Source organism: Christiangramia flava JLT2011 (genome assembly GCF_001951155.1).
GTDB lineage: Bacteria > Bacteroidota > Bacteroidia > Flavobacteriales > Flavobacteriaceae > Christiangramia > Christiangramia flava.
Genome location: NZ_CP016359.1, coordinates 3,933,536 through 3,947,287, shown reverse-complemented (window position 1 = coordinate 3,947,287; position 13,752 = coordinate 3,933,536). Strand labels below are relative to the sequence as shown.

The window sequence follows — 13,752 nt, the reverse complement described above, 5'->3', positions numbered from 1 at the left end:
TTTATTTTGTTCCTAAATAGATGTATCCAGTTATCGGCTCGAAATCTGTATTTCTTACCTCGATCACGTAGTAGTAGGTACCTGACGGTAACTGGTTCGAACTTGTGAACGATTTCTCAGAGAAACCATCCCAGTTATTCTGATAGCTGGTGGCAGTGAAAATCTCTGCACCCCAACGGTTGAATATTTTCACATCATACGTAAAGTCACACTCGGTTCCCTGGCCAATTTCGAAAAAATCATTTCGTCCGTCTCCATTTGGAGTTACCACTTTAGAGATGTTGTCGCGTACATCCTGAACCGTACAGGCCAATGGTACACAATCATCATTTATAGTTACCGTTACTGTTGTTACTGAAGGACAGTTGCCTTCGATCACGTAATCAAAAGTATAGGTGCCTAAATCTGCCTGTGAAGGATCCAGGAATGAATCGGTCAACGCGCCAGAATTGTCATTATCTATCCAGGTTCCGTTTTCGTCATATTCGCTTAGGAAAAGATCGAATAGGTCCAGCGTGGAATCATCAATACACAGCGTTGCATCAGTTGTTTCAATTTCCGCAGCTACAGCTTCATTAACAGTTACTGTTGTTGCTTCGGAAACCTGCCCGAATTCATCTTTTACTGTTACCTGATATGTTCCAGGAGCAACTTCAGAGAAGGTGTTGCTTTCCTGATAGTTTTCACCGTCGATGCTGTAAGTAACACCTTCCACAGCGGTCACAACAATAGTTCCGGTTGGCTCGGCACAGGTGGCCTGCGTTACGGTTGTTCCAGGAGCTCCTGGTGGTTCCGGTAGCGGTTCTTCTTCTACCGTTACGGTAAAGCTACAGCTGGCTGTGTTTCCGGCGGCATCAGTTACGGTGTAGGTAACAGTGGTTTCGCCCACTGGGAATTCCTCACCAGAGGCAATTCCTTCTGTCATCTCCACAGTGGTTCCTTCGCAGTTATCAGTATAACTTACCATGGTATAGTTCACTATGACGCTGGAAGTTCCAATTTCAACCTGAATATTTATACTTTCTGGACACTCGATCACCGGAGCTTCATCATCAGTCACAGTTATAGTGAAAGTTGAAGTCGCTGTATTACCATTAGTATCAGTAGCGGTGTAAGTGATCGTTGTGGTTCCAATTGGGAATTCACTTCCAGGAGCAGCACCTTCAGTAAGTTCTACACTTTCAATTCCGCAATTATCAGTCGCTTCAGGAATTAGGAAATCTACCACAGCACCACATGTTCCAGGATCGTTGCTTACTTCAATATTTGAAAGTTGTTCAATCGAAGGACCTTCATCATCGTTGACAGTTACATCGAAAGAACATTCAGCAGTGTTTCCGGTAGCATCAGTTGCTCTGAAAGTTACAGTTGTAGTTCCCACAGGGAACACCTCTCCAGAAGCTGGACCAGAAATTTGCTCGATACTTACTTCTCCAGAATTGTCTGCAAATTCAGGCATGTCAAATTCCACTGCAGCTCCACAGATTCCAGGATCATTTGGAGTTACAATATTTTCAGGGCACGAGATCGAAGGATCTTCGCCATCTTCAACAGTAACAGTGAAGCTACATTCTGCCGTATTTCCAGAATTATCTGTAGCAGTAAATGTTACAGTAGTATCACCGATAGGGAACTGAGATCCTGATAATGGACCAGCAGTTTGTTCTACAGTCACATCACAATTGTCAGTTGCAGTTGCGTCTGCAAACTCAACGATTGCGTAGTTCTGACCAGTAGCAGTTGTCACAGTCATGTCACCAGGACAGCTGATGATCGGGTTGGTATTGTCAACCACAGTCACATCGAAAGAAACTGTAGCGGTGTTTCCATGAATATCGGTCACGGTCCAGGTTACTGTAGTAGTTCCTACAGGGAATACTTCGCCAGAAGCCAGACCTTCAGTAATTTCTACAGATTCCAGTCCGCAGTTGTCATCAGCACCGATCATTCCGAAATCTACCACAGCACCACAGAATTCCTGTTCTGCGTTCACGGTGATGTTTTCCATCGTTTCGGTAGTTGGTGCTTCGGTATCATTTACAGTTACATCGAAAGAACATTCAGCAGTGTTTCCAGCCGCATCAGTTGCTCTGAAAGTCACGGTTGTAGTTCCAACTTCGAAGAATTCACCTGAAGCAGGACCAGTTAGTTGTTCGATGGTTACCTGGCCAGAATTATCTGCAAACTCAGGCATAGCGAATTCCACAACAGCGCCACATAGTCCAGGATCATTTGGCTGAACGATATTTTCAGGACAGGTGATCGTTGGATCCTCATCATCTTCTACAGTGATCGTGAAAGAACATACCGCAGTATTTCCAGACGCATCAGTTGCAGTGTATTCAATAGTATGAACACCAGGACCGAACTCAGAACCAGAAGCCTGTCCGCTAGTTTGGGTAACAGTTACCTCACAGTTATCAGTTGCCGTAGCATCTTCAAAAGTAACCACCGCGAAGTTTTCACCTTCAGCAGTTGATACTTCGATATTACCAGGACAGGTGATCATAGGGTCTTCGTTATCTACCACAGTTACTGTGAAAGTCATTGTAGACTGGTTGCCAGAAGCATCAGTTACCACATAAGTCACTGTAGTAGTTCCTACTGGGAATACCTGACCAGAAGCGATACCTTCGGTCATTTCGATCGACTCGATCTCACAGTTATCGGTAGCCTGAATAGTACCATAGTTGATCACAGCACCACAAGTTTCCGGATCGGTATCGATATCAGTATAATTTTCTATTTGAGTCACAACCGGAGCTTCATCATCGCTAACAGTTACGTTCTGTACACAGGTAGCAGAATTTCCGTTAGCATCAGTCGCCGTCCAGGTTACCTCAGTAGTTCCAAGAGGGAAGGTGGTTGGTGCATTGTTTGTAATGGTGATCTCACCTTCACAATTATCAGCAGCAGTAGCCATTCCCAGATCAAGGTTCGCTAAAGACACCCCACAAAGGCCATCTTCAGTAGTAATTTCAATATCTGCAGGACAGGTAATTTCAGGTGCTTCATTATCAGTAATGGTTACATCGAATGAACACTCTACAAAATTGTCATCATCATCAGTCGCTCTGAAAGTCACAGTGGTAGTTCCAACAGGGAATACAGATCCTGAAGCAGGACCAGCAACTTGCTCTACCGTAACACTTCCAGAATTATCAGAAGCATCTGGTGTTGCGAAAGTTACCACAGCACCACAAACGCCTGCATCAACATTTTGAGAAATATCTCCAGGACAGTTGATCACCGGAGGCTCACCGTCTGTCACAGTTATATTGAACGAACATACAGCAGTATTTCCAGAAGCATCTGTAGCAGTATATTCTACTGTGTAGAAACCTATTGTTAAGTCTGAACCAGAAGTTGGACCAGCAGTTTGTTCAACAGTCACATCACAATTATCGGTTGCTGTAGCATCATTAAAGTTTACGACTACAGAATCGTCTCCTTCAGCTGTTGGAACAACCATATCACCAGGACAGCTGATAATTGGGTTGGTATTGTCAACCACAGTCACATCGAAAGAAACCGTAGTGGTATTTCCATGAATATCGGTCACGGTCCATGTTACTGTAGTAGTTCCTACAGGGAATACTTCACCAGAAGCCAGACCTTCAGTAATTTCTACAGATTCCAGTCCGCAGTTGTCATCAGCACCGATCATTCCGAAATCTACCACAGCACCACAGAATTCCTGTTCTGCATTCACGGTGATGTTTTCCATCGTTTCAGTAGTTGGTGCTTCGGTATCATTTACCGTTACATCGAAAGAACATTCAGCAGTGTTTCCAGCCGCATCAGTAGCTCTGAAAGTCACGGTTGTAGTTCCAACTTCAAAGAATTCACCTGAAGCAGGACCGGTTAGTTGTTCGATAGTTACCTGGCCAGAATTATCTGCAAACTCAGGCATAGCGAATTCCACAGCAGCGCCACATAGTCCAGGATCATTTGGCTGAACGATATTTTCAGGACAGGTGATCGTTGGATCTTCATCGTCTTCTACAGTGATCGTGAAAGAACATACCGCAGTATTTCCAGAAGCATCAGTTGCAGTATATTCAATAGTATGAACACCAGGACCGAACTCAGAACCAGAAGCCTGTCCGCCAGTTTGGGTAACAGTAACCTCACAGTTGTCAGTTGCCGTAGCATCTTCGAAGGTAACTACCGCGAAGTTTTCACCTTCAGCAGTTGAAACCTCGATATTACCAGGACAGGTGATCATAGGATCTTCGTTATCTACCACGGTTACTGTGAAAGTCATTGTAGACTGGTTGCCAGAAGCATCAGTTACCACATAAGTTACTGTAGTAGTTCCCACAGGGAATACCTGACCAGAAGCGATACCTTCGGTCATTTCGATTGACTCGATCTCACAGTTATCGGTAGCCTGAATAGTACCGTAGTTGATCACAGCACCACAGGTTTCCGGATCGGTATCGATATCCGTATAATTTTCTATTTGAGTCACAACTGGAGCTTCATCATCGCTAACAGTTACTTTCTGTACACAGGTAGCAGAGTTTCCGTTAGTATCAGTCGCAGTCCAGGTTACCTCAGTAGTTCCAAGAGGGAAGGTGGTTGGTGCATTGTTTGTAATGGTAATCTCACCTTCACAATTATCAGAAGCAGTAGCCATTCCCAGGTCAAGGTTCGCTAAAGACACCCCACAAAGGCCATCTTCAGTAGTAATTTCAATATCTGCAGGACAGGTAATTTCAGGAGCTTCATTATCGGTAATGGTTACATCGAATGAACACTCTACAAAATTGTCATCATCATCAGTTGCTCTGAAAGTCACAGTTGTAGTTCCAACCGGGAACACTTCTCCAGAAGCTGGACCAGCAACTTGCTCTACCGTAACATTTCCAGAATTATCAGAAGCATCTGGTGTAGCGAAAGTTACCACAGCACCACAAACGCCTTCGTCATTAATATCAGTGATGTCGCCAGGGCAACTAATTGTTGGATCTTCATCATCCACAACCTTAATTTCAAAGGAGCAGGTAGCAGTATTTCCAGAAGCATCGGTTGCAGTATATTCTACAGTGTAAGTCCCGATTGCCAGATCTGAACCAGAAGTTGGACCAGCAGTTTGTTCTACAGTCACATCACAATTATCAGTAGCTGTAGCATCGTTAAAGTTCACAATTACAGAATCCTCACCTTCGGCTGTTGGAACAACCATATCACCAGGACAGCTGATGATCGGTTTAGTATTGTCAACCACAGTCACATCGAAAGAAACAGTAGTGGTATTTCCATGAATATCGGTCACGGTCCAGGTTACTGTAGTAGTTCCTACAGGGAATACTTCACCAGAGGACAATCCTTCAGTAATTTCTACAGATTCCAGTCCGCAGTTATCCTCGGCACCAACTTTATTGAAGTTCACTGTAGCCCCGCATATAGTTGGATCTGCATTTACAGTAATGTTATCTGGTTGCTCGGTGGTTGGATCCTGATTGTCAACGACTGTTATTTTCTGGGTACAAATGGCGGTATTGTCCGCATCATCTTTTACTGTCCAGGTTACTGTAGTAGTTCCTACTGGGAATTGAGCAGGCGCATTATTGGTGATCTCCAAATTCGTATCGCAATTATCAGTAGCGGTAATGCTTCCTAAATCTACACCGGTCGCATAGCAGAAACCATTATCAGCATTAACTGTCTTGTCTGTCGCACAAGAAGTGATCACTGGATCTTCCGTATCAACCACGGTAACAGATTGTGTACAGGTGGCTATGTTTCCTGCTTTATCTTTTACAGTCCAGGTTACAATGGTAGTACCAGCCTGGAAAACAGTTGGAGCGTCATTTGTAATGGTAAGGTCAGTATCACAATTGTCAGTAGCCGTAATATTTCCCAGATTCACATTTGTTGCAGAACAGCTTCCTTCGTCGGCAGGCTGATTAGTAATATCACTGGCACAGGAGGTGATAACAGGTTTTTGAGTGTCTACAACAGTGATTGTTTGCTCACAGGTTACAGAATTTCCGGCATCATCAGTAACTGTCCAGATAACTACTGTTTCACCTAAAGGAAATTCAGAAGGAGCATTATTGGTAATGCTAAGGTCTGCATCGCAATTATCAGTTGCAGTTACGCTTCCAAGGTTTACGTTAGTAGCAGAACAGCTTCCATTATCTGCTGGCAGATCAGTTATATCAGCAGCACATGCAGTAATAACCGGATCCTGATTATCGATTACAGTAATTTCCTGTTCGCAAGTAACAGAATTTCCAGCGTCATCAGTAATAGTCCAGATTACAGTTGTTTTTCCCGCTGGAAAAATTGCCGGAGCATTATTGGTAATGCTAAGGTCTGTGTCACAATTATCAGTAGCTTCCACCGATCCAAGATCTACTCCTGAAGCAGTACAAAGACCAGCATCGGCATTTACGGTTTTATCAGCCGCACAACTGATGATTTTTGGGTCCTGATTGTCTACGACCGTAACTACCTGGGTGCAGGTTGTGAAATTACCCGCGTCATCGGTGACGGTCCAGGTAACGGTAGTTGATCCTGCAGGGAATACGTTAGGCGCATCATTGGTAATGGTTAGGTTAGTGTCACAATTGTCAGTAGCGGTGATAGTTCCAAGGTTCACGTTCGTGGCAGAACAGCTTCCCTCATCAGCCGGCTGGTTGGTAATATCAGTAGCACATGCTGTGATCACTGGTTTCACATTATCGGTTACAGTAACTTTGACGTTTTTTGAAACTGAATTTCCTGCACCATCTGTCACTTTATAGGTAATGGTGGTAATCCCAATATTGAATGTATAGGTTCCAACCTGACCATTTCCGGAACCGGTAGTGGCACCTGTCAATACATAGCTTAAAGCTGCTCCAGAACAGTTATCAGAAAATGTAGCATCAGGAACTGCAATGGAAGCATCACAGCTGGTGGTCGAGGTGTTTTCGTCAATATCTGCGCTAACGCTTAAGGTTGGATCTGTTTCATCTGCATCAGCCGAAATAGTGATCCCGGTTTTTTCCGCAATACAATTTCCATTACTAGCTGTGATAGTGTACGTCCCGGCGGGAAGGTTGCTAACAATTCCGTTAGTATGAGAATAGGTATTGTTTTCAGAATCTGTAATCGTATAAGTATTTCCTGAAACTACATTGAAAACAATTTCTCCATTGTCCTCGCCACAGGTAGTATTAGTAGTACTTGATACTACCGGTACACCAGGATTTTCATAAATGGTCACATTGGCGTAGGCATATTTCTCACAACCTTTAGTGTTATAGGTATAGGTAACCTGGTAAGTTCCAGGGGTGCTGGCAGAAACATCTATTTTCCCGGTAGTTGCATCAATGCTTAATCCCGCAGGAGCTGAAAATGTTCCTCCGGTCACACCTGAAAAATCAACTGCTACATCACTGTCATCTTCACAAACAGAACCGGCATAACTATAATCAATAGTTGCTGTTCCGAAGGTGATTTTAGTCTGAATTGGCTCTACAAAATCATTTAGTGCTGCAGTATCGGAATTTGCATTCTTGGTTTTGATTAATAAAGTTTTGATGCTGATTCCGATACATGGGTCAACCGTACCTAAGATTTCGGTAAGGTTAACAGCGGCTTCTGCGAATTGTTGCGGTTGGTACTGGCTGGTTCCGAAAGCTCCGAAAGGAACGTCTACGGCTGTAGCGTTCACAGCGGCATATGTTTGAACCGTACTGATATTTTTCTCTACAAAGGCATATCCATTACCAACAGCTTCCCATAAATAAAAATAAACTTTGGCGATGGCACCTCCGTTTTCAAACTGTACGGTAACAAGAATGTCATTTATGGTACGTCCTCCGTGAGGTCCCTGGGTACTAAAACCACTTCCGGTAGTAGCAATAGTATTCTGATAAAATCCAAAATCGATATAGGCGTCACCTGTTACTGATTTACGATCTGCACCAACTACCAACCATTCATCTCCATTAGCCGATTTGGCTATATGATACATGGCGTTATTGATATCCCCTTTACCGGTAGCGTTTCCGGTGGTCCAGCTCCAGCTAGCAGGACTATTTCCTGCCTTAGATCCCTGGGTAAAGGCATTATCATTTCCATCATAAGCATCCTGGATCAGGGCTGTTAATGTTCCGTCAACAGGAGTTCCATTATTATTTAGGACGAATCCGCCTGAACCTGAAGCTCCCTGTACCCAATCTCCAATTCCGCTTACCGGAATGTTAGATTTAAGGTCGCCATCAATTCCAAATCCACCTGTTGGGTTTAAAACAGGAGCAACTCCGGGAGCAGTTTGCGCGCTCACAGAACCAAGGCCTAGAAATAGCAGTAAGGATAGAAACAAGAATAAACTGTTGAATGACAGATTGTTGCTGCTAGTTCTTACAGCTGCTACTTGTTCTCCGCCTTCATTTGAATTAGTAGTTTTCCAAATCATATTAATAATGTTTAGAATTATCAACAATTTTTAATCGTTGACCGATTTTAAGTTTAATCAATACACAAGGTTTTCAGAGAAAACCGCTTTCTTCTGATTTGGGGATGTCAGTATAAAAATCTTAGGGTATGTACACCAGGTAAGTTGAGGGGTTTACCTTTGAAGAGTTTTTGGGGGTGACTCTGCTTGATGTTTCTGAGGTTAAAATTATTATAAAAAATGGCAGTTGAATGTTTTATTGAAAGTTTTAGATATAAACGACAAAATACTCGTCCAAATACACATTTTTCCCTTTTCCGGGGTTTCGAAATGAAGGGTTTTGACCCATTCTATAGACTTGGCATGTAGGATTTTACTAAAATTGATAGGGGAAACCCCTTATAAGTTGCTGCACATTTGAATGAAAATGGTAGATGTTCCTACAATGTTAAAATAGAGCATTTACCTTACTATGATACTTTTATTTGAAAGAGGTTTCCGAAGTCTCTTTAACATAAGTTTAGCCTTTGCGAACGCTGCTTTTTGTTTCTTTTGTTTTAACTATTCCGGAAAATTTTCCACATTGATAGATAAACTTGTAACTTGCAATAAAGATTTCTGATAATGGAGAAAGACCTTACGGCCTATCGTAAATCATATGAAAAAGGCGCCCTGGACGAAGTGGATGTTCCGCAGAATCCCTGGGAGCTTTTTCAAAATTGGTTCGAGCTGGCTGATGCTTCTGCAAATATTGAAGAAGCCAACGCCATGACGCTGGCTACCGTAGATCAAAGCCTCATGCCTAAGTCCAGGGTTGTGCTCCTAAAATCCTTTGATCAGGAAGGTTTTCGGTTTTTCACCAATTATGGATCAGAAAAGGGCAGAGACCTGGAATCAAATCCGCAATGTTGCCTGTCATTCTTCTGGCCTGCTTTGGAAAAGCAGGTGATCATAAAAGGGAAGGCAGAAAAACTTCCGCGCCAGGAATCTGAAGAATATTTTCATTCGCGACCCAAAGGCAGCCAGCTAGGAGCCCTGGCGTCGCACCAGAGTTCCGTCATTTCCAATAGGGAAGAACTTGAAAACCGACTAAAAGATTTGGAACAACAATATCAAGACGGCAGTGTGCCATTGCCAGATTACTGGGGCGGTTACCTCGTAAGACCGGTCTCCTTTGAATTCTGGCAGGGACGACAAAATAGACTGCACGACCGCCTGCTATACACACCGAATAATGATAACTGGAAAATTGAGAGATTAGCACCCTGATGTATGAAAAGACTTGTATTGGTTAGACACGGAAAATCTTCCTGGGAACATGACGTACCAGATTACGAAAGACCTTTAAAACAACGAGGCTATGATGATGCGGAGCTGGTTCTGAAAACCTTCAGCCAGTTTTATAAATTTTCAGCAAAAGTTTGGACCAGTCATGCCGTGAGAGCCCGTACCACTGCTGAAATCTTTAAATCTACACTTCAGATAGCCGATGAAGATTTCACCGTTAAAGAAGAGCTTTACACCTTTAATCAAAACGATCTGCTTCGGGAAATAAAGAATTGCCCCGATTCTATTCATAAATTGATGGTTTTCGGGCACAATCCTGCCATGACCATCCTGGTAAACTATCTGGGTGATAAGCCGCTTGATAATCTTCCCACAACCGGCCTGGTGGTGATCGATTTTGACACCGATCGCTGGGAGGATATCAACCAGGGAACGACCATTTTAACCCTCCTCCCTAAAAATTTACGATAATTAATGACAGAAAAGCGGTATATCAACAGAGAGCTGAGCTGGTTGTCGTTCAATGCCCGTGTCCTTCAGGAAGCGGCAGATGAAACTGTTCCTTTGCTGGAACGCCTCAGATTTCTGGGGATTTTCTCAAATAATCTGGACGAATTTTTTAAAGTTCGTTACGCCACGGTTAAGCGTATAGACCTGGCCGGAAAAGCGGGGAAAAGTGCGCTTGGCGGTATTAAAGCCAGTAAGCTGCTGGAAGAAATTACCCAAATTGTGATCGATCAGCAGGCAGAAAGCCTGAAGATTCTGGAAGATATTCAATCCAAACTGAAGAATCACAATATCTATATCATTAAGGAAAATGAAGTCACCGAGAGTCAGCATGACTTTATTAAGAACTTCTTTCTTACAAAGGTTAGCCCGGCACTGGTTACAATTATCCTGAACGAACTTTCAGAAATGCCTTCGCTTAAAGACAGCGCCGCATACCTGGCGGTGAAAATGGTGATGAGTGAAGATAAGAATGGAGAAGCGAAAGGGATCAGTAAAATACTGAACAGGCCGGTGCGGGAAAAGCGTTATGTTTTGATCGAAATTCCGCGCAGTATCGAACGATTTGTAGTACTTCCGGAAGAAGATGGAAGGCAGTATATCATCCTGCTTGATGACCTCATTCGTTATAACCTGCATTCAATTTTCAATATTTTTAAGTACGACAGTCTCACGGCTCATATGATCAAGATTACCCGGGACGCAGAACTCGACCTGGACAGCGACCTGAGCAAGAGCTTCATTGAAAAGATTTCAGACAGTGTGAAAGACCGGATCAAGGGAGAGCCGGTTCGGTTTGTGTATGACAAGAATATAGACGAAGACACACTTTCCTATTTAATGAATAAAATGGGAATTGATTCCAGTGACTCCATCATCCCCGGTGGCCGTTACCATAACCGTCGCGATTATATGGATTTTCCTAGTCTCGGGCGAAAGGACCTGCAATATGAAGTTCGCGAGCCTTTGCCAATTCCAGGATTGATTCTCCAGACCAGCGTTTTGAAAGGTATCGCGAAAAAAGATTATTTGCTCTATACGCCTTACCAGAGTTTTGCTTACACCGTTAAATTTTTACGGGAAGCGGCACTGGATCCGAAGGTGAAATCGATAAAAATTACCATTTACCGTTTGGCGAAGATCTCGCACATTGCCAGTTCACTGATCAATGCGGTGAAAAATGGAAAAAAAGTAACGGTTCAGATCGAACTACGGGCACGTTTTGATGAAGTTGCCAATATTCGTTATGCGGAACAGATGCAGGAAGAAGGTGTGAAGCTCATCTTTGGTGTTCCTGGACTCAAAGTTCACTGTAAGACCTGCGTAATCGAACGAGAAGAACAGGGTAAAATGAAGCGTTATGGTTTCATAAGTACCGGTAATTTCAACGAAAGCACCTCAAAAGTGTATACCGATTATACGCTTTTCACGGCCGATCCTGAAATTCTGAAAGAAGTGAACAAGGTCTTCGATTTTTTCGAAACCAATTACAAGGTTAATAAATACAAACACTTGATCGTTTCACCGCATTATACCCGAAATGCGATTTATAAACTGATTCAGAATGAGATCGATAATGCCAAAAATGGTAAACCTGCGGGTATCAGGATGAAACTGAACAGCCTTTCCGATTATCACATTATCGATAAATTGTACATGGCGAGCAAGGCCGGCGTGAAAGTAAAACTCATCGTTCGCGGTATTTGTTGCCTGGTTCCGGGAATTCAGGGATTGAGCGAAAATATTGAAGCCATTAGTATTGTAGATAAATTCCTGGAGCATCCAAGGGTATTTATATTTGAAAATGCCGGAGACCCCAGGGTGTATATTTCTTCGGCCGACCTGATGACCAGAAATCTCGACCAGCGTGTAGAAATTTCCTGTCCTATTTACCAGCAGGATATCAAAGAAGAACTTATCGAAACTTTCGATATTAGCTGGAATGATAACGTGAAGGCCCGTATTCATTGCCGCGGAATGGAAAACCCGTACCGCGGGACAGAAGGAAAGACCGTACGCTCCCAATTCGATCTTTATAATTACTATCTGAAAAAAATTGAAATCAACTCGTGATGATTAATCAGAAAACATATGCCGCTATTGATATCGGGTCGAACGCCGTTCGATTGCTGGTATCCACGATCACTGAAAAAGAAGGTTCGGAAACCAATTTCCGTAAGACCTCACTGGTTCGAGTGCCAATCAGGTTAGGCGCAGATGTTTTCCTGAAGCAAAAAGTTTCAGATAAAAACCTGGAGCGAATGGTAGATACCATGCAGGCTTTCAATTTACTGATGAAATCACATGGAGTGGAAAAATACAAAGCCTGCGCAACTTCCGCTATGCGGGAAGCTAAAAACGGAGAAGCTGTGACCAATACCATCCGGGAGAAGACCGGTGTCGAAATTGAAATTATCGACGGTTCTCATGAAGCAGCGATCATCGCCGCGACCGATCTCCATGCTTTGATCCAGAATGATTGTAATTACCTGTATGTAGATGTGGGAGGTGGAAGTACCGAATACACACTGTACAGCAATGGTAAAACTGTGACCTCCCGTTCCTTTAAAGTTGGAACGGTTAGGATGATGGAAGACCTCGTGGAACATCGAACCTGGGAAGAAATGCGTGACTGGGTGAAAGAAACAACCAAAGATTACGCTGATATTGACCTGATTGGTTCCGGTGGAAACATCAATAACATTTTTAAGACCAGCGGAAAGAAAGAAGGGAAACCCCTGAGCCTGAAATATCTGAAGGACTATGATGAAAAGCTCAATTCTTACACGTATGAAGAGCGTATCACCGAACTGGATTTGAAAAATGACCGTGCCGATGTAATTATTCCGGCTTCCAAGATCTACCTGAATTCCATGAAGTGGGCGAGAGCAGGTCGTATTTTCGTTCCGAAGATCGGTCTGGCTGATGGGATCATCAAGTCGCTATACAATACATCGAAAAGAAAGAAGAAGGCCTAGCCGTGAATGCTTTCCTTGTTGCCAAGATCTTTCATGATACTGGCTTCAAACTCCAAAAGATCCTGCCATTTCTGGTCTACGATCTCGCGACTTTCTCCAAATTTACGGGCGAACTTTAGAAACATCGTGTAATGATTCGCTTCACTGATCATCAGGTCTTTATAGAATTTGGCGAGTTCCTGGTCTTGCAGTTGTTCAGAAAGTAATCGAAAACGTTCGCAGCTTCTGGCTTCGATGAGTCCGGCGATTAAAAGGCGGTGAACCAGCTGCGTGGCACGGCTTCCACCTTTCGGGAAAAAATCCCTCAATGCGATCACATAATCGTCTTTTCGATCCCATCCCATTTGATAACCGCGTTGCAAAATTTTATCATGAACCATCTTAAAATGTCCCATTTCTTCCCGTGCCAGCGCAGTCATCGCAGTTACTAATTCAGAATATTCAGGGTAGGTTACAATAAGCGATATTGCTGTTGAAGCTGCTTTCTGCTCACAATAGGCATGATCCACGAGGATTTCCTCTATATTTTTTTCGGCGATATCGGCCCATCTCGGGTCGGTTGGTAATTTTAGTCCTAACATC

At 43.3% G+C, this 13,752-nt stretch carries 6 protein-coding genes; 4 read left to right on the top strand and 2 right to left on the bottom strand.

Going from position 1 to position 13,752, the window contains the following annotated elements:
• Nucleotide 1 precedes the first annotated feature (1 nt).
• On the bottom strand, nt 2–8,419 hold the full coding sequence (locus tag GRFL_RS18070) for an HYR domain-containing protein (RefSeq protein ID WP_157493008.1): 8,418 nt from the start codon (nt 8,417–8,419) through the stop codon (nt 2–4).
• 603 nt (nt 8,420–9,022) lie between these two features.
• On the opposite strand from GRFL_RS18070, the gene pdxH reads away from it, so the two are divergent.
• Genes pdxH through GRFL_RS17565 form a run of 4 tightly spaced genes read left to right on the top strand, consistent with a single transcriptional unit; the run spans nt 9,023 to nt 13,170 of the window.
• Nucleotides 9,023–9,667 carry a pyridoxamine 5'-phosphate oxidase gene (gene pdxH / locus GRFL_RS17580; RefSeq protein ID WP_083645835.1) on the top strand — a complete coding sequence of 215 codons (645 nt, stop codon included), beginning with the start codon at nt 9,023–9,025 and terminating at the stop codon, nt 9,665–9,667.
• 3 nt (nt 9,668–9,670) lie between these two features.
• Nucleotides 9,671–10,156, top strand: a complete 486-nt coding sequence (locus GRFL_RS17575; protein ID WP_083645834.1) for a SixA phosphatase family protein — start codon at nt 9,671–9,673, stop codon at nt 10,154–10,156.
• 3 nt (nt 10,157–10,159) lie between these two features.
• Nucleotides 10,160–12,265: a polyphosphate kinase 1 gene (gene ppk1 / locus GRFL_RS17570; protein WP_083645833.1), complete on the top strand. Its 2,106-nt coding sequence runs from the start codon at nt 10,160–10,162 to the stop codon at nt 12,263–12,265.
• A complete protein-coding gene (locus GRFL_RS17565; protein WP_083645832.1) occupies nt 12,265–13,170 on the top strand; it encodes a Ppx/GppA phosphatase family protein in 906 nt (301 codons plus the stop codon). Before ppk1 ends, GRFL_RS17565 begins: the two co-directional genes overlap by 1 nt.
• On the opposite strand, the gene GRFL_RS17560 is transcribed toward GRFL_RS17565, so the two are convergent.
• Nucleotides 13,167–13,751, bottom strand: coding sequence for a MiaE family protein (locus GRFL_RS17560; RefSeq protein ID WP_083645831.1), 585 nt, complete (start codon nt 13,749–13,751; stop codon nt 13,167–13,169). The two genes, GRFL_RS17565 and GRFL_RS17560, sit on opposite strands and share 4 nt — an antisense overlap.
• Nucleotide 13,752: the final 1 nt, after the last annotated feature.

Bases quoted from the DNA above. Each gene is read 5' to 3' on its own strand.
- GRFL_RS18070 (WP_157493008.1), bottom strand. From the start codon at position 8,419: ATGATTTGGAAAACTACTAATTCAAATGAAGGCGGAGAACAAGTAGCA.
- pdxH (WP_083645835.1), top strand. From the start codon at position 9,023: ATGGAGAAAGACCTTACGGCCTATCGTAAATCATATGAAAAAGGCGCC.
- GRFL_RS17575 (WP_083645834.1), top strand. From the start codon at position 9,671: ATGAAAAGACTTGTATTGGTTAGACACGGAAAATCTTCCTGGGAACAT.
- ppk1 (WP_083645833.1), top strand. From the start codon at position 10,160: ATGACAGAAAAGCGGTATATCAACAGAGAGCTGAGCTGGTTGTCGTTC.
- GRFL_RS17565 (WP_083645832.1), top strand. From the start codon at position 12,265: ATGATTAATCAGAAAACATATGCCGCTATTGATATCGGGTCGAACGCC.
- GRFL_RS17560 (WP_083645831.1), bottom strand. From the start codon at position 13,751: ATGTTAGGACTAAAATTACCAACCGACCCGAGATGGGCCGATATCGCC.